Source organism: Paenibacillus gyeongsangnamensis, from assembly GCF_027533625.1.
Lineage (GTDB): Bacteria > Bacillota > Bacilli > Paenibacillales > NBRC-103111 > Paenibacillus_G > Paenibacillus_G gyeongsangnamensis.
This window is the reverse complement of sequence record NZ_JAQAGZ010000015.1, coordinates 132057-151013: the sequence shown is the minus strand read 5'-3', so window position 1 is coordinate 151013 and position 18957 is coordinate 132057. Positions and strand designations below refer to the sequence as shown.

Here is an 18957-nt window from a genome sequence, read left to right as displayed (position 1 = left end):
GTAACAAGAATGAACCAGCAAATTACCGAAATCAGTAAAAATGTGCTCCGAAATTGCCTGGGGCTCCGGGAAAACGAATCGTTTCTCATTGTAACGGACGATGCCAAAAAAGAGATCGCGGATGCGGTCTACGAAGCGGGCAAGCAGCTTGGCTCCGAAGCGATGATGGTCGTCATGAAGGAGCGGCAGAAATCGGGCGAGGAGCCGCCGGCGGCGATATCTATAGCGATGGCAAACGCCGATGTCGTTCTATGCATTACCGAGCATTCCCTGACGCACACGCAAGCCCGCAAAAATGCCGTAAAAGTAGGAGCGCGTCTCGCGACCATGCCCGGCATTACGGAAGACATGTTCCTGGAAGGCGCGATCTCGGCCGACTATGCGGGGGTTATGCAGTTAACAAACGAGGTTACGGAGCGATTGACGAAGGGCAGCAAGGTGCGGATCGAGAAGGAAGGTCATGTATTGACCTTCTCCATTGCCGAGCGGCAGGGCATTCCAAGTACGGGCGTCTACGTGAACCCTGGTGAATCCGGAAACTTGCCTTCCGGTGAAGCTTACATCGCTCCAGTCGAAGGCAGCGGCGAAGGTCAAATCCGCATTGACGGCTCGTTCGCCGGAATCGGCAAATTAAGCGCGCCGGTGCTGCTGACGGTTGAACGCGGACGCATCATCCGCGCCGAAGGAGAAGGCCCCGAAGCGGAACAGCTGCTCCGCATTCTGGGGGATGGCGACGGCAGGCTGCTTGGCGAATTCGGCATCGGCACAAACAATAAGGCGAGAATTACCGGCGTGGTGCTCGAAGACGAGAAAGTGTACGGAACGATCCATGTCGCGTTCGGAAGCAATAATACGTTCGGCGGGACGATCTCGGCCGGTGTCCATATTGATGGAGTGGTTACGAAACCGAACGTCTTCATCGACGATGTAATGATTATGGAGCAGGGGAAGCTTATCGAATCGCTATGAGGGACCTCTGATGCTCAGGGCGCAGAAGGCCATCCTTTTATGGATGGCCTTCTCACCGTACTACTGCCCCTCGCGCTGAACCCCATTCCACTTATCCTTGAGAGCTATGAGATCATTCACGAAAAACTTCATTAAGTTTGGACGCCTTCTTACTGCAAGCGGGTGATAGGTAAACCCAATGGGGATACCTTGAAACTCGTGCCAGCTCCCTCGCAACTCCTTAACGCTGGCATTCTCCTTCCATGGGAATAAAGCTTCCGCCACGATATTCCCGAATCCAAATAATACAAGAGGCCGCTTCTCCAGGAGCTGCATCTGAAGATGCGGTAAACAAGCTTTTCTGGCCTCCGGCTTATTATAGGCACGGATCGGACTACATTTAAGCAAATAGGTAACATATACAGAGCCTGTATCTAAACCCGCTTCCCTCATGCCGCGTCGGAGTGTCTCGCGAGTACCGCACAGAAAAGAATTTCCTTGTCGATCCTCCCGCGCTCCGGGATTATCCAGAATCATCAGGAGCGAAGCATCTGGATTTCCTTCACCCCAGATGACGCGAGTCCGCTGCTTAGATAGTTCACAGCGCTCACAATGCTGCAGACCTTGTGGCGCTGATTCTTCGGGTAAGATTTCAAATGGATTATCCATTCCAGTTCATCGCAGCTCCTTCTCAGTACCCAATGAATTCCATTATGCCCGCCTCTAGCAACAATTATTTAAAAAGCTCAGCCGAGTCAAGAATGACAGGCTGAGCTTTTCTTATTCGACTACCCTAATAGCAGCCGCTTTTGCAAGAGGCTTCTTTAAAATCGCCTTTTAGATCTTTTTTACATACTCCGATTTTAATTTCATGGCTCCAAACCCGTCAATTTTGCAATCGATATCGTGATCACCGTCAACTAAACGAATATTTTTTACTTTTGTACCTATTTTTACGACTAATGAAGTTCCTTTTACTTTAAGGTCTTTAATTACGGTTACAGAGTCGCCATCCTTTAAGACGTTCCCATTGGCATCTTTAACGATTTTTTCTTCGTTATGTACCGCCTCCGATTCTCCACTCCATTCATGACCGCATTCCGGGCAAATAAAAAGACTTCCATCTTCGTAAGTATATTCGGAATTACACTTGGGACAATTCGGTAAATTGGACACGGTTGTTGTTCTCCATTCGTTAGTTATTTTCTAAAATACTGTCACCATCTTTTCAGTTTAGCAAATCTATTGGCATATCGTAAATTTAAACTACAACTTGACCGCTTCATACCCCAACGCCTACAAAGAAACCGTTTCCTTTCAAATGGCGGTTTCGCGCCTCCATTTTAGTAAGAAACGGCTTCTTTTTGTTTTACATTTTTTAACAGGGCAGTTCACAGGTTATTTGATGACTTTACTTTTCAATCCATTTCATCTCAGCCGTATCAACCCAAGTGTTGATCACGATCGGATTATTGTTGGCAATAATTCCGGACTTGTTCTTCAGGTAGTATGAATTATTGCTTACCACCGGCTGATCGCTCGCAAATATCCCGGATTGCACCTTTAACACCATGCTCGGATCACCTTTGCTCACGATTTTAAAGCTGCCGTCTCCCATCGGTGCAAAATCAAACTTTTGACTTGCAGCCGCAGAATCGGTATAGATAACCATTGGTTGATTTTCCACATAGCTCGCAGCTTGGACTTTTATCGCGTAGCCGGTGTTTTGCGCAGAAGTTAATTCCTTCCAAACAATTTGCGTATTGGACGATCCGAAATAACTATTACCGATGGGGCTGCGGGTATTGTTATCGTACCAATGTCCATATTAAACGTGTTTTTTGCCAATTCCGAAAGCGTAAAAACTAATCATAACCATACCTAAGAAAACAATTCCGGTAATAAGGGAGATGCGTGTATCATCATTAATCCACATACCGACCAATACCATAAGCAAAAAGACAATGGTTACATAGTTTGTTACTGGGGTGAAAGGCATTTTGAACGGATGATTATCCAATTCATCCCCCTTTATTTTCCTGAATTTCACTTGACTGATCAGAATAACAAACCACGGTACATACCGGGAAGCACGCTGGCGCTATATACATGCACAAACAGATTTTCCGGTGCAATATAGCTTAAGATCACGCCAATGCCCAATCCCACGAGCACGCCAATCATACCCAGCAGGGGCACTCCGTTATGGGATAGTTTCGTAAAAATTTTCGGTGCCTGTCCATTTACTCCTAATGTATAAAATTAGGAAAAACCCTTCTGCAATTCTAAGCGGAAGGGTCAAATAGGTTTTAAGAAATGAATATTTGGGAAATCCATTTTCACAACTTCCCAATTGTTTACTGATCGGTAACCGTTTCCCTATCAGCAGTTCGATTCGAAAAGAAAAGATTCAACATAATGGCCGTCAAAGAACCGGATACGATGCCGTTCTGCATCAACATCTTCGCAAAGTCCGGAAGGTGATAGAACATTTGCGGAAGAATTGCCGAACCTAGACCGACAGTGATACTGCAAGCTGCGATCAACAAATTGTCGCCTTTGCGCAGGTCAACCTCCGATAGAATCGATATGCCGGCGGCCGCAACCGAACCGAACATGACAATCATGGCTCCTCCAAGAACCGCATTCGGAATGACGGTAGTTAAAGCTGCCAGTTTAGGTAACAAACCGAGAATAACCATAATGCCGCCCGCAGCAAAAATGACATCGCGGGATTTAATTCGAGTGAGCGTGATCAAGCCGACGTTTTGGGAAAATGCAGTATATGGGAACGCATTAAAAATCCCGCCTAGTACGATCGCAAGACCTTCGGAGCGTAGGCCGCTAACGATCTGCTCCTGTTTCACTTGTTGATCCGTCGCTTTCCCAACTGCGAAATAGACGCCTGTGGATTCCACCATACTAACGATACATACGATAATCATTGTAATAATGGCAGTTACGTTCATTTGAGGTGTTCCAAAGTAGAAAGGCTGCGCAATTCTAAGCCATGATGCTTCCGATACGGCCGAAAAATGAACAACGCCCATGGCGTATCCTGCCGCTGTTCCGACCGCTAACCCGATAAGTACGGAAATGCTTCGTACAAATCCTTTAGCCCAGCGATTAACTGCAAGAATGACGATCAACGTGAGAAGCGCGAGCAGCAAGTTGTGCAGCTGGCCGAAATCGGCGCTTCCCTGCCCGCCTGCCGAGTTGTTCATCGCTACCGGGATGAGGGAGAGCCCGATGATGGTTACAACTGACCCGGTTACAATCGTGGGGAAAAACTTGAGCAGTTTTCCGTAAAGCGGCGCAGCTAAAATAACGAACAATCCGGAAATAATGATAGCGCCGTATACTGTTGTTAAATTCGATGCAGAAGCAATCGCAATGATCGGCCCGACCGCTGTGAAGGTACAGCCTAAAACAACGGGCAGTCTGCTGCCGAAGTATTTCGTCCCCATGACTTGTAATATGGTGGCAAGCCCACAAGTGAATAAATCTGCAGCGATCAGATAAGCAATTTGAGTGACGGTAAGCTTCAGCGCCCCCCCGATGATCAATGGCACGACAACAGCTCCTGCATACATAGCCATGACGTGTTGAAAGCCTAGGGTGAAGGCTTTTTGTTTACTTAACAATTTCTTCTCTCCCTTGAGTTTGTCGGTTTAAATGATGTTCTTCCAAAAATTCGACCTTCCCCGGGGACATCGAAGCTATCCGGGCTAGGGAATGGACGCGTACACCTTTGTTCTCCAGCCAATTCCGCCCTTCTTGAAAGCTTTTTTCGATGACGCAGCCGCACCCCACTAGCTGAGCTCCAGCTTCTTTAACGATATCTGTTAGCCCTATCAACGCCGCACCGGTGGCGAGAAAATCATCAACGATCAACACCTTGTCACTCGGGCCGAGGTATTTTTGGGATACGCATATCTGATATGTTTCCTGACGTGTAAACGAAAAGACCGATGCTGAATACATTTTTTCAGCCTGTGTGATTGCTTTCTTCTTTTTTGCATAAAGAAACGGGACGCCGAGTGCTGCCGCGGTCGCCATGGCAAACTGGATACCGCTTGCCTCTACAGTGAGTACCTTGGTAATCGGTTCATCCCCAAATATTTGTGCAAATTCCTTCCCAATCTCCAGCACAAGCTCCGTGTCCACCTGGTGATTCAAAAACGAATCCACCTTCAGCACCGTTTCGGACAGAATCAATCCCTCTTGACATATGCGTTCCTTTAATAACTTCATTGGCGTTCATGGCTCCTTTTCAATTAAAAAAGGACAAGTTCCTTGAGTTCTTCCCTCTCAAGTGAAACCTGTCCTGCTCGGTTTTTATCCTTAGTGGTGTAGACACGTAACGTGTCCATCGCTTGGACCAGCCGCTCTTGCCAAAGAGACAAGAAGCGGAACCTTCGATGCGTTTTCACTCATAGTCGGACAATTATATTGGTCGTCCGGTAGAAACTTATGGGCCATATCCCCATGATTATATGAGATTATTTAATTTAAATCTTAATATATAATACACAGGGTGTCCTGTGATTTCAAGAGCAGGTTTCTCCAGCTTTCGTCAAAACCGCCTGCACCTTTTATTCAAAAACAAGGCTGCCTTGAATTTGACTTCAAGGCAGCCTTGCAAGAGATTCATTTTCTTGCTCTTTTGCGCCTGCATTTTCAGCAGCTACACCTTTTAAATAATATGTTTTTTTATTTTACAGTAACGTCACCCAGCATCAGATATCCGACCGGATTGAGCCAGAAGCCTTTTACATTTTTCGCTGCTGCTGCAACGTGATCAACGGTTAGAATAGGGATTAACGGGCTTTCCTCAAGCTCTATTTCCTGCGCTTTAGCGTAGATGGCTTTACGTTTCTCCGTATCCTTTTCACGGCGGCCCGCTTCAATTAGCTTATCCACTTCCGGATTGACGTAGAAAGCAAGGTTGCCTTTGCTGCCTTGGGAGGAGCTGTGGAACACATTGTATTGGTTGTAATCCGCATCGCCGGTTGCATTCCCCCAGCCGCCGATAAACATATTATGTTCGCCCTTGCCGGTAATATCGAGATAAGCGCCGTACTCCATCACCTTCACTTCAAGCTCGATGCCGATGCCTTTCAACTGCGATTGAATGACTTCCGCCACGTTTATGCGCTCTTTTCTGTCGTCTGTCACAAGCGATGTTTTGAACCCGTTCGGGTACCCCGCCTCGGCAAGCAATTGCTTAGCCTTATTAACGTTGTACTCATAATCCTTCAAACTGGAATTAAAGCCGATCATCTTAGGAGACAGGGCTGAGACGGCTCTGCTGCCCACACTGTTATAGACTCCCTTGATAATCGCATCCTTTTCGATCGCATAGGCAATCGCCTGACGTACACGAACATCATCGAACGGTTTCTTCTTCACATTGAACCCGATGTATTCGACGCCCAGTCCTTCGGCCCGTGCCAGTGTCATCGCAGAGGAGCTTTGTACGCGGTTCAATTCGGTTACAGGCAGCTGATCGCCGATCTGCGCTTCGCCGGATTCGACCATCGCGATACGAGTAGTATCCTCAGGCACTACTTTATAAACAACCTTGTCTACTTTCGGCATATCGCCCCAATAGCTGTCATTTTTGACCAAGACCATCTCTTGACCCGGCGTCCAGGACTGGAATTTGAAGGGACCTGTACCGATAGGATTTTTCGACAGCTTATTCGGCTGTTCCGCCATCGCTTTCGGGCTGAGAATACTGCCTTCATTGCTCGCTAGGATAGACAGAATAGGCGCGTACGGGTAGGCCAGAATGAATTGAATGGTATATTCATCCACGGCCTTCACTTCTTTCACCATGTCGAAATTGCTGGCGCGCGGAGAGTTCACTTTCGGATCCAAAGCGCGTTCCATCGTCTTCTTGACCGCATCGGCATTGAATGGAGTTCCGTCATGGAACGTAACGCCTTTGCGCAGCTTGAATTCCCAAGTCACGTCGTCCACCTGCTTCCACTCCGACGCTAGCGCAGGCTTGTACTCCATGTTCTTATCCGTCTTGATCAGTCCTTCGTAAACTTTCCCGAAGATGTAGTTGGCGGAAGGAATGTTGGTAATGAATTGGGGATCCAAATTGTTGGCATCCGCTTTTCTGGCGATGGTCAGCGTACCGCCGGCTTTCGGAGCTTCTGCGGCTTGCCCTGCATCTTCCGGCGATTTCGATTGCGACGAGCATCCGGCCAATACGCTCGTAGCTACAAGAGACATCGCGAGAAGACCGCCAAGAATAACTTTTCTTTTCATTCTAAAATAACCCTCCTGTTTCACTCATGCTGAGAATAAAGCACCTTACATGCTTACAAGTATTATAAAAAAATCATGACATGGCCGCATTGCACGATCTTTACGTTTATTTAAAGAATCTTTACTAATTTTCAGAATTTTACTTCATTGTTACTTCATTAATTTCAACATACCCGGAAGGGCTGATCCATAGACCTGTGACGTTTTTAGCGATTGCAGCCAAATTCTCCGAGCTGCGGAACGGCAATAAAGCAACATCATTGATTTCAATTTCTTGCGCCTTTTCATAGATCTGTTTGCGCTTCTCCGGATCGGCTTCCTTCCGTCCGCTTTCAATCAGCTTATCCACCTCTTTATTGTTATAAAAGGAATGGTTGCCGGGAACCCCATGAGAGCTGCTGTGGAAAAGGTTATATTGGTTGTAATCGGCGTCGCCTGTCGCGTTGCCCCAACCGCTGATGAACATTTCCGTCTGTGCCTTGGCTGCTGCATCGAGGTAAGCTCCAAACTCCATCACTTTCACCTGGAGATCGATGCCGATTCCTTTTAACTGCGACTGGAGAACTTCCGCTACGTTGATTCGTTGCTTGTTATCGTTTAAATAAACGGTTGCCTTCAAACCGTTCGGATAACCGGCTTCCGCAAGCAATTGCTTCGCTTTGTTCAAATCATATTAAAACCTTTAATGTTAGGACTATACCCGATTACCTTCGGTCCCAGACTGGAATTGGATGCCTTGCCGACATTATTATATACGCCTTTAATGATCGCTTCCTTATCGATGGCATAAGCTACGGCCTGACGAACACGAACATCGTTGAACGGCTTTTTACTTGTGTTAAAACCGATATGGTCCACGGCAAATGCATCGAACCGGCCAAGGGTCATGACGGATGAAGACTTCACGCGTTCAATTTCGGTAACCGGTAGCTGTTCGGCGACCTGGGCTTCTCCCGTTTCAACCATCGCGACGCGGGTCGTATCCTCAGGCACGGTTTTAAAAACGACCTTATTGATCTTTACTTTATCTCCCCAGTAAGCATCGTTTTTCACAAGTACGATCTCCTGTCCGGGCGTCCACGATTCGAAGCGGAACGGTCCTGTTCCCGTAGGGTGTTTCGTCAACTCCTTGCCATACTGTTCGATCGCCTTGGGACTCAGGATGCTGCCTTCCGCACTGGCCAAAATGGAAAGCAGCGGAGCATACGGATACTCGAGAATAAATTGAACGGTATAATCGTCAACCGCTTTGACTTCCTTAATCATCGAGAAAAGATTCGCTTTTGGCGTCGGCTGATTCTTATCCAGCACGCGTGCTATCGTTTTGCGCACCGCTTCTGCGTTGAATGGCGTACCGTCATGGAACGTCACGCCTTTGCGGAGCTTAAATTCCCACGTCAAATCATTCAACTGCTTCCATTCCGACGCCAGTAAAGGCTTGTACTCGCTGTTCTTATCCATTTGAACGAGGCCTTCATAGATTTTATGCTGAATGACGGCCATGGAGTTGATCTGGGTGCTGAAATGCGGATCGAGATTGTTCGCATCGCTCAAACGCGCAATGACAAGCGTACCGCCGTTCTTTTGGGCAACAGGGGTTGTTTCCTTGCTGCCGCCGCTCGTCTCCTTACCGGAAGAGCAGCCGGCCAGTGCCAAAGACAGAACCAAGAAAGCGCTAACAATTTTCTTTTTCATACGATTTCCCCTTTACGTCTGAATTTAATTTCTTATTTAGATACACTAGCGTTGCATTAAAATCGTTTGGATAAGTTGTCGAATTATTCAGAACAACGATTCAAGTCGCATCGCCAAAAGGTCGATCACCCCTGAAAGGTAGCTCTGCCCATTTGGTAATTATATGGTAATTTACTCTTCCATCCAACAACGGTGCTTATTGCTTTTTCCGTCTACCCTCGGATATCCTTTGAGGCAAGCGATGTATTCGTTCCATCCAGTCTTGAACGGAATCCCATAACAAGACTTTCAACCATCGGTAGAGCTGAAGCAGGCTGTGACGAGTTCCTGTCTCCAGTTTCACCAATACCAGTAAGCAAAAGGCAATCAGTGCTGTCCATACTTGGTTCATCACGGCTTGTTCGCTTGTTCCGTAAAACGACTTAATCCGGATGTGCTGCTTCATCCATTTGAAAAAGGTTTCAATCACCCACCGTTCCCGGTAGATCTGTCCAATTTCATCGGCATTCAGATCAAATCGATTGGTTAAAATGGCGACAGGGTTACCCTCGGAATCTACCGTGTGAATCAGACGCAGCACGTTTTCCATTCTCTTTTGCGGGGTACCGACATAGACCATTTCATCGGTAAGAACGGCGCTCTCTGGCGGCAAGCTAAAGGATTCTATCGGACGAATCATCGTATTCTTCTTCGTTCGGGTCACGAAGAAAATGCCGCGGTCACAGTAATCATCGAACTTCCCGTAGTCGATGTAGCCGCGATCATACACATAGGTGACTCCGAGTTCGTTGACTAAAGCATCCATCTGAGTTCGATCATTCTTTTTTGCCGAGGTGATCGTCACTTTCTCGGGAACGACCGTCTCATCATCGATGTATTCCAGCCGGAAATGCAGTTTAATACCTGCTTTTGTTTTTCAGAATTCTGCCCATTTGTACTTTTGCAAGCACAGTCCGATGGTTGTGGAGTCAATGATTTTAAAATCTTTCCGTAACATGGAGGGCGCTGTATGTTGGCGAATACGTAAAACCAACTGCATAAAAACATGCTCCAGCAAAGCGGAATCGACTTGGTTATGTTTCCGACTCAATTGAGCGGCAGAGATCGATTTCAACCCAAGTTCTTTCTGGAAGTCTTTCGAAAGCACATCATCGGCGATTTCACGCAGTCCGTCCCGCTGCTGAATCTGAGCATGAAGGAATAGCTTCAGATAGGACAGCGTAGTGAATTTCTTAACGTACTTATCTTGGTTCGTTTCCTTCACTTTTTCCGTGAACGATTTCGTACAAATGGGTGCTAACCATTTACCAAATGAAGAAAATAGAGTATCCTTGTCCATGGGCTTAATCCTTTTCAGTGGATTATGGACAGGAACTACCTGCCATTTCATTGTAAAGGATTTTTTTATGCCCTGATGATAAAAAGACAGAAGATTATGAACATTCAGAGAAAATTAATGCAACGCTAGTGGTTTGATATAATAAAATCAAACGTACGTTCGGGAGTGAGCGCCATGGGTAAACAAGAAACGATCAACCTGATTCAATTTCAAAAAAGGTTTCAAACGGAGGAAGATTGTCACCAGCACTTGTTCAACATGAAGTGGCCCGAAGGATTTCGTTGCCCGAAATGCCAGCATTCGAAAGCTTATGAAATCAAGACTCGCAAAATGCCTCTGTATGAGTGTGCAAATTGCGAACACCAGACAACCGTGATTGCTGGAACGATCTTCGAGAAGACACGGACAGATTTGCTCAAGTGGTTTTGGGCCATTTACTTAATCGCCCAAGACAAGCGCGGCGTCTCGGCTACCCAACTGTCCGAAGAACTTGGCATTGCTTATCAAACAGCTTGGACAATAACCCATAAAGTGCGCAAGGCGATGGGGGAACGGGCTGCTGCCTACATGCTTGCCGGTATTGTTGAACTCGACGAAGGTTTTTTCGGAGCCCCCACGGAAGGCGGGAAACGTGGTCGCGGCACTGAACAAACTCCCGTGCTCGTAGCCTTGTCTCTAGACAAGAAAGGCTGCCCGAAATATCTGAAAATGCAGGTCATTCCTGATGTGAAAGGAACGACAATCACGGATTTTGCAACCAAATACATCGAATCAGGTTCAACGATTGCCAGTGATCGATATGGTTCTTACAGAGCCTTAGCTAAGAAGGGTTTTCAACATGAAGCAAAAACGTACAACCTGGAAGAAAATCCAGATCATCTAAAATGGCTTCACACCATCATTTCTAATGCCAAAGCTTTTATTGGTGGCACCTATCATGGCCTCGACTCTAAACATCTTCAGTCTTATCTCAATGAGTTTTGTTATCGATTTAATCGCCGCGAGATCAAGAGTCAGTTGTTCAACCGGCTAGTTCAATGTTGCCTTTTGTCAAAGACAGTGACCTATCCTGAGCTAGTTGGATGATCAAATATAAATATAAACAGCAGAAATGACACAAATGATAATCACACTTACGGAAGTCCACGCAGAGCAGCTGTCCATCCAAACAGATAAAATCCACAAAAAATCTTCCTTATATCTATTAATAATCGTTGATAAGTAAGCGTCAAATAGCCCCCATCTTAAATCAGAGGAAATAAAGGAGTTCAATTCACTTTACAAGGGGAATATTTGGTGGAGAGTTCCAAGAACCTGCTGGCCGAAACGGAAAAACTCATCGATCATATACAGAGCATGGGCAACGAAGTGCAAGGCACGTTAAAGCTCGGCGTCGCCAATAATTTTGCCCTCTATAAATTGCCTTCGATCCTGGGCAGCTTTGTCGAGGCCTATCCCAAGGTCAAAATTTTACTTCGAACGGGAGTGGGCAAAGAAGTCATGAAGCTGCTGTATGATCGTGAAATTCATATCTGCATTGAGAGCGGCGGGCATGCATGGTTGGAGCGGAAAGTTTTAATCAATAGTGAGAAGATTTGCATCATTTCCAAAGATAAGATAGCCGTCGAAGATCTGCCTTCGCTCAACCTGATCCATATCTCAACCCCTTCGCTGAAAAACGTCCTTACGGGTTGGTGGCCAAAAAGGTTCGCGACGCCTCCATTGATCACCATGGAAACGGAATATGTGGAAACCTGCAAGCGGATGGTAATGAACGGACTAGGCGTTGCCTTCGTTCCTCAAGGTTGTCTGGACCCCCATGACCCCTTGCATATCATTGAGCTGCCGACCGAAGACGGGGAACGGTATGTTATGGAGAGCTGGATGAACTACCGGGAGTCCGTTATGAATTTATCCATCGTCCATGCGTTTATCAAGTATATATCGACTCCATCGAACAACTGAGCAGCGTTAGGCATGTTTAAGATTGAGTCAGCTGTTTACGATTGGTTGTCAGCGGGGGCTGCTCGAGCCATTTCCGTTCGACCAATAGATCAAACGTATCCTTGGCGTACGACATCACCTCGCCGATAATTTTGGCATAATGAGTGGTGAGGTCGAGCCGCATCGATAGAGACAAGGCATGCGATAGCAGCAAAATATCGACCGAGTTCAATACATTAATCATCGACATGATAAACTTGTCTGAAAAAGGTGAAATGGTGGAATCCGTAACTTCCATGCTTACGGTTACCGTTCCGAGCAAATCTTCCTCCATCAACAGATGGTTAAACAGCTCAATCTGCCGCTCGCTTATTTTTTTTGCCTCTTTTGATGAATTCTCTTAATTTTTTATCCTCCAATACTTGCGCAAAGCCGAGCATGACAATAACCGAAAAGTAATTTCGCTCAATATTGAAAAAGATTTCGGACAACTCGATCGCATTGAGAGGCCGCTTCATCCCAAACAACCCGTCGATGAAGGAACTCTTCTCAACGTACTCGATTTTTTGGGGGTAGTTCATTTTCGGCGGACGGTCATAGATGCCTTTCTCCAGCATCATTCGTACCGCTTTCCCGAACATCTCGGTCGATGTATGGATGCATTCGTTGAAAAAATCGAGCACATCCAAACGAACGTTATTGGACGCCGTAAAAGAGAAATTAATCATTCCGAGCCGGTTCATCATGTAGATGAAGCTTAAGGTGAACGTATCGTGAAATAGCGGCGGAGCGGCCAAGTTCACGTCGCCTTCGGAAAACCCTGCGGGTATCGGGAAATTTTCCGCAAGAAAAATTTGTTTAATTTTATCAATTCGTTTCTGCGAAATGCTCAAAGCCTCTTCGGCCAAAGGAATAATTTCCTTATCCTGAAGATGATGCAGTAAGTAGACAAGGAAGCATTCCGTCATGCTCTCTTGAAAATAAACGCCCCAAAGTCCCCCGATTTCCGTACAGCATAAATCGATATTCGATGTCTTTTCTTGAGGCTTTTGAGATGACATAAACATCCTCCGCTAGACTAAACTTCCTTCAATGGATAGTATTTTGCATGTTTAAGCAATTTATTCCATTGCTGCCTGCGGAAGCTAAAAAATCGCCGATGCATGAAGCACCGGCGACCGGATCGGTCTCGCTGAAGATCCTACGTATGATCTCTAAGACTTAATAGCGGCCTCACTTGCTTGTTTACCAAATATTTCGGATACGCCCCGCGGAGCAGCACGTCCGCAACCCCCATAGCCGCCTTAATCCGCAGCTCCGCGGCGGATTCTTCCGAATACCACGCGACATGAGGGGTAAGAATCACATGGTCCATGGAAAGCAGCGGATGATCCGGGCGAATCGGTTCTTTCTCCAGGACATCCAGCGCAGCGCCCGCAATAAGTCCGCCCGATAGAGCCTCGACCAGCGCGTCCTCATCAACGACGGGTCCCCTTGACGTATTGATCAGGACCGCCTCTTGCTTCATCTGTCCGAATTGATCTCTTCCGATCATTCCTGCGGTTGATTTCGTAAGCGGGACGTGAACGGAGACGATGTCCGCCCTTTTGCACAATTCATCTAAAGTGACGGACTCCGCTCCCTTCCGCCGGATCGTCTCTTCCGGAACGTAAGGGTCATAGACAATCACCTCTAGGCCTAAAGGCTTCACCTTTTCATTCAATCCTTGCGGGATCATGCCGAATCCCACCAAACCGAGAATCCGGCCTCTTAAACGGTAAATCGGCTTGGCGACTTTAAAATCCCATACTCCGTTTTTCACATATTGATTGGCCAAAGCCACTTTACGGGTCCATCCAAGGATCAAAGCCAAAGCATGGTCGGCTACTTCATCCTTGCAGTAATCCGGCACGTTGGCGACGCAAATGCCTTTCTCCGTAGCGGCTTCCGTATCGATGGTGTCGACTCCTACGCCGTAACGCGTAATGACCTTGCAGTTATCCAGCGCCGCAATGACCTTAGCGCTAATGGGAGCATATTGGTTGATCAGCGCATCCGCATCGCGGCAGACCGCTATCACTTCCTCTTCCGTGCGGCACTGGGCGGCAATGAACTCGATGGAATCGTGATGCAGCACCTCTTGCTCGTAACGCAAATCCTCGTATTCCCAATCGGTGACGACAACCCTCCACTTCTTCATAACGGAATCCTCCTATCCGCCCAAATAGGCAGCCTTTACCTCCGGGTTCGTGCTCAATCTTCCGGCCGTATCTTCGAGTACAATGGTTCCGCCCGATAATACATATCCCCGGTCGGCAATTTCCAAAGCCATCGCCGCATTCTGCTCGACAAGGAGAATGGTCGTTCCCTGCCGTTTAATCTCCTCCAAGGCGGCGAATACCTGATCCACGAGCAGCGGGGATAAGCCAAGGGAAGGCTCGTCAAGCAATAATACTTTCGGGCGGGCCATTAAAGCTCTCCCGATGGCGACCATTTGCTGCTCACCGCCGCTCATGCTCCAGCCGAGCTGCTGATCCCGGGTCCGGAGGACCGGAAACAGCCGATAGACGCGTTCGAGATCCTGATCGAACCGGTCTCCTCTTTTGCGCCAAGCTACCGTTCCGAGCTCGAGATTTTCCCTGACCGTCAGCCCCGGAAAAATTCGCCTCCCTTCGGGCACATGAGCGATCCCCATCCGCACAATGTCGTCGGGAGGACGATTTTCCAGGTTCACGCCGCCCAATTTCACTTGGCCCTGGTGCAGCTTATGAAGACCGGAGATAACCCGAAGGGTGGTCGTCTTGCCTGCCCCATTGCTTCCAAGGAGAGTTACCAGCTCGCCCTCCCCCACTTCAAGCGAAATCCGGTGCAGCACCTCCGTTGCTCCATAGGAGGTTATCACGTCAATGAGCTGCAGCATGGCTTCTCCCCTTCCCCAAATACGCCTCGATGACGGTAGGATCGTCCCGGACCTCCTGCGGCGTGCCCTCCGCAATCACGCGTCCGAAATTTAAGACGGTAATCCGTTCGGCCAAGCTCATCACGAGCCGCATGTCATGCTCAATCAGCAGAACGGTAACTCCCTTATCCGGCAAGGTGCGGATGAATTGCTCGAGCTCCTCGCTTTCCGTTGCATTGAGCCCTGCAGCGGGTTCGTCCAGCAGCAGCAGCTTGGGCCTCGATACGAGCGAACGCGCGACCTCGAGCCACTTTTGCTTTCCGTAAGGAAGCGTTCGGGCAGGCCGGTCCCGAAATTCCCGTAAGCCGACTTCATTCAACATGGCTTCGGCCGTCTCCATGGCCTCCCGCTCCGCCGCCCGATGCCCCGAGGTTCGCAACAAGGAAGGCAGAAAGGAAACATCAATTTGGTTGTGCAAACCGATCAATATATTTTCCATCACCGTCAGGTTGCGGAATAATCGAAGGTTCTGAAACGTGCGGGAAATGCCGAGATGAGACAGCTGCGCCGATCCCCTCCCTTGAACCTCCTGCCCTTCAAAGAGAAGGCTGCCGGAGGTCGGCCGGTAAAATCCGCTGATCACATTGATCAGCGTTGACTTTCCCGCACCGTTCGGCCCGATCAAAGCATGGAGCCGGCTCGGCTTCACCTTCATCGAAACATCCCCGACCGCGGTTAGCCCGCCGAACTTCATGGTGATGCTTCGCGTTTCCAGCAAGCTCATACGACCCCCTCCTTGTTCGAAGCTTCGACCACATGCATCGTGTCGGACGGGTTCCGGACCCTGCGTCTTCCTTCCAGCCAATGGGTTATGACCGGAACGATCCCTCGGGGCATGAACAGGACGGCGAAAAAGATGCCGAGGCCATAAATCGCCATATAATACTCTTTAATAAAGCGCAGCCATTCCGGTAAGAAGGTAAGCAGTACGCCCCCGACCACAGGCCCTAATAACGTTCCGGAGCCGCCGATCAGGATCATGCTGAACAAGACGATGGATTGGTCGAAGGAGAACGTATCCGGGCTGATATAGCTGGAGAACTGAGCATAGAGTGCGCCGGCAAGCCCCCCGTATACGGCGCTGAGCACAAAGGCGAACACCTTGGTGCGCGTCAAATTCACCCCGGCGCTGCTTGCCGCAATTTCATCCTCGCGAATGGCCAGAAAGCTGCGTCCCAGCTTCGATCGCAATATATTTCGTTGAAACAGGAAGAGGATACCTGCTGCAGCCATAGCGACATAATAAAAGGAAGTCGGCTGATCGGCTTTCCAGGCTCCGATTTGAACGCTGGGAATCCCGTTCACGCCAACGGCCCCATGCGTTACGGCATTCCAGTTCATCAATATCATTTGCAAAACGATGGTGAATCCGATGGTAGCCATGGCCAAATAGTGTCCCTTCAGCCTCAAGGACGGTATTCCCAGGAGGATCCCGAAAACAGCGGATACGACGATGACGGCAATCCAGGATAATAAAGGCGGCCAGCCGTAATCGACGGTCAATATGGCCGTAGTATAAGCTCCGATCCCGAGGAACGCCGCTTGCGCAAAAGAAATATAGCCGGTAAAACCATAAATAAAGTTAAGCCCCATCGCAGCGATGATGTAGATGATGGCGAGCACAAGAACCTGGACGTAGTAGTTATTGGGCATGAACCACGGCAATCCGATCGAGACGGCAGTCCCCACAATCATAAGTGACGTTCGGCGAGCCATTCGTTCCCCTCCCCCTAGACCTTATCCGCAATCCGTTCCCGAAAGATGCCTTCGGGGCGAAACGCCAAGAACAGGATTAATATGAAAAATGTAAAGGCGTCTTTAAAGACGGAGGAAATGTATCCTGCGCCGAAGGTTTCGAGTACCCCCAGCAGCAGACCTCCGATGATGGCTCCGCGCACATTGTTGAACCCGCCGATGATGGCGGCGGCGAACGCCTTCAGCGCCAAATTGCCTCCCATATCCGCCGAAACAAAGTAAATCGGGGCCACCAGAACACCGGCAATCGCCGTTAATGCCGCGCTGTACATAAACGTGAACGATACCATGCGGCTGACCCGGATCCCCATCAAGGAGGAGGCTTCCTGGTCCTGCGCCGTGGCCCGCATCATTTTCCCTACCATGGTCCGGTTAAAGAAGAGCTCCTGAAGAATAACCAGGATGACCGTTACGGCGATAATAATCAGATTTTGCGGGAGGATATGAACCCCGAATACATCCAAAGCATTCTCGCCGAACAGGGACGGGAAGGTGGTGGGCTGCGGCCCCCAAATAATGCGGGCGATATTCTTCAGAAACAGGCTCACGCCAATGGTTGAGATGACAATCGTTATAAAAGGCTTATCACGAAGCGGATGATAGACGGCCCGTTGAAAGAGCCAGCCGAACAAAATCATGACGACGACCGAGATGAGGTAAGCCCAGATGAGCGGCGTATGAAAGGCGACCGAAGCGGTTACGGCAAAGTAAGCGCCGAGCATCACCCACTCCCCTTGGGAAAAGTTGACGACATTCACCGCGTTCGACACAAGCACGAAGCCGAGGGCCACGAGCGCATAAATTGCGCCCATGGCAAGCCCGTTGATGAACAGCTGCAAAAACATTCGGATTCCCTCCTGTCCTTCCCTGTCTTACTTCGCTTTCACGGTATCGATCAATTTGAGACGATCGGCATCTTCCAGCTGAACGACCATCACTTGCTTGGCTCCGTCTCCGCTCTTGGAGAAATCGAACTCATTGGCGATGCCCTTGTAACCGGCAATCTTGCGCATTTCGTCGGCAATGCTTTGAGCGGACAAATCCTTGGACTTTTTCAACGCTTCGGACAGCATATACACGCCGTCGTATGCGGCTAAAGCATGGAAATCCGGCTGCCGGTTATATTTGGCCTGGTATTTCTTAACCCATTCCTGCACCTTGGGATCCGGATTTTCCTTACCTACGGTATCGACGACCACGTATACCCCTTTAACGGCATCCCCGGCAAGCGAGGTCGTGGCCGGCATGGCCATCCCCGGCGAACCGACGATGGGCAAATTCACTCCAAGCTGACGATTCTGCTTCATCAGAGTAGCGGATTGCTGAGGATGTCCCCAGTCGATAATCGCTTCGGCCCCCTTGTTTTTCAGATTGGTCAGCTGGGCCGACAAATCTTTATCCTGGGAATTATAGGCTTCGACTCCAACCACCGTCGCTCCAAGCGAGGTTAGCGTATCCTGAATAATCTTGGTGCCTCCCGATCCGAACTCGTCGGTATCGTGCGTAATCCCGATCTTCTTCATATTGAGCTTCTGCACGGCGAAGTTGGCCGCCGCCGACGCTGCGATCGAATCGTCGGGACGCAACCGGAAGTACCAGGACGATTCGGTCGTAAGCTTAGGATTCGTTCCTTGGACCAGTACCGGGATTTTAGTCTTGTTCACGATAGGGGCGACGGCCAGCAGCTGTGTTGAAAGGTCCGGACCGAGGATCGCAACCACTTTGTCGTTGTTGACCATTTTGTTAAAGGCATTGACCGCCGTCGGATTCGTATTGGCGGAATCCTCCTTTACCGTCTCGATTCTGCGTCCGTTGATGCCTCCATTCGCGTTAATCTCATCGATGGCCAAGGCTGCCCCTTCCTGCAAATATTGGCCGACGATCGTATACTCGCCCGTCAAGGCCGTTACGAGACCGATGCGGATCGAGCCTCCGCTTGATGCTGAATTCGCACAGCCCGAAAGCATTAGGCCGATGGCTGCTGTGAACGGTAAGACGCCTTTTACCCACTTATTCATTGACGAACCTCCTAAAA

19 protein-coding genes, 2 pseudogenes and 1 riboswitch are annotated in these 18957 nt (G+C 48.8%); of the genes and pseudogenes, 3 read left to right on the top strand and 18 right to left on the bottom strand.

All coding sequences use genetic code 11. The features are described from left to right. Positions 1-9: 9 nt before the first annotated feature. Positions 10-969 (top strand): aminopeptidase, encoded by a 960-nt coding sequence (locus O9H85_RS22385; protein WP_269883644.1) that lies wholly within the window; start codon positions 10-12, stop codon positions 967-969. A gap of 60 nt (positions 970-1029) precedes the next feature. Here O9H85_RS22385 and O9H85_RS22380 read toward each other — a convergent pair whose 3' ends face one another. The 10 genes and pseudogenes from O9H85_RS22380 to O9H85_RS22335 form a co-directional block, all read right to left on the bottom strand. Then, positions 1030-1617: a uracil-DNA glycosylase gene (locus O9H85_RS22380; protein WP_269883643.1), complete on the bottom strand. Its 588-nt coding sequence runs from the start codon at positions 1615-1617 to the stop codon at positions 1030-1032. 168 nt (positions 1618-1785) lie between these two features. Then, positions 1786-2124, bottom strand: a complete 339-nt coding sequence (locus O9H85_RS22375) for a zinc ribbon domain-containing protein YjdM (protein ID WP_269883642.1) — start codon at positions 2122-2124, stop codon at positions 1786-1788. Between the two features lie 235 nt (positions 2125-2359). Then, the gene (locus O9H85_RS22370; RefSeq protein ID WP_333474243.1) at positions 2360-2635 is read right to left on the bottom strand and encodes an RICIN domain-containing protein; all 276 of its coding nucleotides are present in this window, start codon (positions 2633-2635) and stop codon (positions 2360-2362) included. Between the two features lie 141 nt (positions 2636-2776). Continuing rightward, positions 2777-3207, bottom strand: a pseudogene (locus tag O9H85_RS22365) (amino acid permease); the annotation flags it as partial. A 98-nt stretch (positions 3208-3305) separates the two neighbouring features. Further along, the gene (locus O9H85_RS22360) at positions 3306-4592 is read right to left on the bottom strand and encodes a nucleobase:cation symporter-2 family protein (RefSeq protein ID WP_269883641.1); all 1287 of its coding nucleotides are present in this window, start codon (positions 4590-4592) and stop codon (positions 3306-3308) included. After that, positions 4582-5202, bottom strand: a complete 621-nt coding sequence (locus tag O9H85_RS22355) for a xanthine phosphoribosyltransferase (RefSeq protein ID WP_269883640.1) — start codon at positions 5200-5202, stop codon at positions 4582-4584. The genes O9H85_RS22360 and O9H85_RS22355 overlap by 11 nt, the downstream gene beginning before the upstream one ends. A gap of 162 nt (positions 5203-5364) precedes the next feature. Then, a riboswitch (purine riboswitch) is annotated at positions 5365-5468 on the bottom strand. A gap of 193 nt (positions 5469-5661) precedes the next feature. Continuing rightward, positions 5662-7230, bottom strand: coding sequence for a glutathione ABC transporter substrate-binding protein (locus O9H85_RS22350; RefSeq protein ID WP_269883639.1), 1569 nt, complete (start codon positions 7228-7230; stop codon positions 5662-5664). A gap of 139 nt (positions 7231-7369) precedes the next feature. Next, positions 7370-8925: pseudogene (locus tag O9H85_RS22345) on the bottom strand (ABC transporter substrate-binding protein). A 196-nt stretch (positions 8926-9121) separates the two neighbouring features. Further along, positions 9122-9826 (bottom strand): IS4 family transposase, encoded by a 705-nt coding sequence (locus O9H85_RS22340; protein ID WP_269883690.1) that lies wholly within the window; start codon positions 9824-9826, stop codon positions 9122-9124. Between the two features lie 15 nt (positions 9827-9841). Further along, a complete protein-coding gene (locus tag O9H85_RS22335; protein WP_269883638.1) occupies positions 9842-10264 on the bottom strand; it encodes a DUF4372 domain-containing protein in 423 nt (140 codons plus the stop codon). A 174-nt stretch (positions 10265-10438) separates the two neighbouring features. Between O9H85_RS22335 and O9H85_RS22330 the strand changes: the two genes are divergently transcribed. Together O9H85_RS22330 and O9H85_RS22325 are read left to right on the top strand one after the other, a co-directional pair. Continuing rightward, positions 10439-11350 carry an IS1595 family transposase gene (locus O9H85_RS22330; protein ID WP_269883637.1) on the top strand — a complete coding sequence of 304 codons (912 nt, stop codon included), beginning with the start codon at positions 10439-10441 and terminating at the stop codon, positions 11348-11350. A gap of 210 nt (positions 11351-11560) precedes the next feature. Further along, positions 11561-12229, top strand: coding sequence for a substrate-binding domain-containing protein (locus tag O9H85_RS22325; RefSeq protein ID WP_269883636.1), 669 nt, complete (start codon positions 11561-11563; stop codon positions 12227-12229). A gap of 16 nt (positions 12230-12245) precedes the next feature. Here the strand turns inward: O9H85_RS22325 and O9H85_RS22320 are convergent, their stop codons facing one another. The 8 genes from O9H85_RS22320 to O9H85_RS22285 all read right to left on the bottom strand — a co-directional run bounded on the left by O9H85_RS22320 (position 12246) and on the right by O9H85_RS22285 (position 18940). Further along, positions 12246-12542 (bottom strand): DUF3231 family protein, encoded by a 297-nt coding sequence (locus O9H85_RS22320; RefSeq protein WP_269883689.1) that lies wholly within the window; start codon positions 12540-12542, stop codon positions 12246-12248. Between the two features lie 19 nt (positions 12543-12561). Further along, positions 12562-13269 carry a DUF3231 family protein gene (locus tag O9H85_RS22315; RefSeq protein WP_269883635.1) on the bottom strand — a complete coding sequence of 236 codons (708 nt, stop codon included), beginning with the start codon at positions 13267-13269 and terminating at the stop codon, positions 12562-12564. Positions 13270-13409: 140 nt separating this feature from the next. Then, positions 13410-14408 (bottom strand): C-terminal binding protein, encoded by a 999-nt coding sequence (locus O9H85_RS22310; RefSeq protein ID WP_269883634.1) that lies wholly within the window; start codon positions 14406-14408, stop codon positions 13410-13412. A gap of 12 nt (positions 14409-14420) precedes the next feature. Then, the gene (locus O9H85_RS22305; RefSeq protein WP_269883633.1) at positions 14421-15128 is read right to left on the bottom strand and encodes an ABC transporter ATP-binding protein; all 708 of its coding nucleotides are present in this window, start codon (positions 15126-15128) and stop codon (positions 14421-14423) included. Further along, complete coding sequence (locus O9H85_RS22300; protein WP_269883632.1) at positions 15112-15891, bottom strand: ABC transporter ATP-binding protein; 780 nt, start codon at positions 15889-15891, stop codon at positions 15112-15114. Before O9H85_RS22300 ends, O9H85_RS22305 begins: the two co-directional genes overlap by 17 nt. Continuing rightward, on the bottom strand, positions 15888-16883 hold the full coding sequence (locus O9H85_RS22295) for a branched-chain amino acid ABC transporter permease (RefSeq protein ID WP_269883631.1): 996 nt from the start codon (positions 16881-16883) through the stop codon (positions 15888-15890). Before O9H85_RS22295 ends, O9H85_RS22300 begins: the two co-directional genes overlap by 4 nt. 14 nt (positions 16884-16897) lie before the next feature. Next, positions 16898-17767, bottom strand: coding sequence for a branched-chain amino acid ABC transporter permease (locus tag O9H85_RS22290; protein WP_269883630.1), 870 nt, complete (start codon positions 17765-17767; stop codon positions 16898-16900). A gap of 27 nt (positions 17768-17794) precedes the next feature. Beyond that, positions 17795-18940, bottom strand: a complete 1146-nt coding sequence (locus O9H85_RS22285; protein WP_269883629.1) for an ABC transporter substrate-binding protein — start codon at positions 18938-18940, stop codon at positions 17795-17797. Positions 18941-18957 lie beyond the last annotated feature (17 nt).

What these genes read in the sequence shown, in the direction of transcription:
- O9H85_RS22385 (WP_269883644.1), top strand. Translation starts at nt 10, where the DNA reads ATGAACCAGCAAATTACCGAAATCAGTAAAAATGTGCTCCGAAATTGC.
- O9H85_RS22380 (WP_269883643.1), bottom strand. Translation starts at nt 1,617, where the DNA reads ATGGATAATCCATTTGAAATCTTACCCGAAGAATCAGCGCCACAAGGT.
- O9H85_RS22355 (WP_269883640.1), bottom strand. Translation starts at nt 5,202, where the DNA reads ATGAAGTTATTAAAGGAACGCATATGTCAAGAGGGATTGATTCTGTCC.
- O9H85_RS22350 (WP_269883639.1), bottom strand. Translation starts at nt 7,230, where the DNA reads ATGAAAAGAAAAGTTATTCTTGGCGGTCTTCTCGCGATGTCTCTTGTA.
- O9H85_RS22335 (WP_269883638.1), bottom strand. Translation starts at nt 10,264, where the DNA reads ATGGACAAGGATACTCTATTTTCTTCATTTGGTAAATGGTTAGCACCC.
- O9H85_RS22330 (WP_269883637.1), top strand. Translation starts at nt 10,439, where the DNA reads ATGGGTAAACAAGAAACGATCAACCTGATTCAATTTCAAAAAAGGTTT.
- O9H85_RS22320 (WP_269883689.1), bottom strand. Translation starts at nt 12,542, where the DNA reads ATGGAGGAAGATTTGCTCGGAACGGTAACCGTAAGCATGGAAGTTACG.
- O9H85_RS22315 (WP_269883635.1), bottom strand. Translation starts at nt 13,269, where the DNA reads ATGTCATCTCAAAAGCCTCAAGAAAAGACATCGAATATCGATTTATGC.
- O9H85_RS22310 (WP_269883634.1), bottom strand. Translation starts at nt 14,408, where the DNA reads ATGAAGAAGTGGAGGGTTGTCGTCACCGATTGGGAATACGAGGATTTG.
- O9H85_RS22305 (WP_269883633.1), bottom strand. Translation starts at nt 15,128, where the DNA reads ATGCTGCAGCTCATTGACGTGATAACCTCCTATGGAGCAACGGAGGTG.
- O9H85_RS22300 (WP_269883632.1), bottom strand. Translation starts at nt 15,891, where the DNA reads ATGAGCTTGCTGGAAACGCGAAGCATCACCATGAAGTTCGGCGGGCTA.
- O9H85_RS22295 (WP_269883631.1), bottom strand. Translation starts at nt 16,883, where the DNA reads ATGGCTCGCCGAACGTCACTTATGATTGTGGGGACTGCCGTCTCGATC.
- O9H85_RS22290 (WP_269883630.1), bottom strand. Translation starts at nt 17,767, where the DNA reads ATGTTTTTGCAGCTGTTCATCAACGGGCTTGCCATGGGCGCAATTTAT.
- O9H85_RS22285 (WP_269883629.1), bottom strand. Translation starts at nt 18,940, where the DNA reads ATGAATAAGTGGGTAAAAGGCGTCTTACCGTTCACAGCAGCCATCGGC.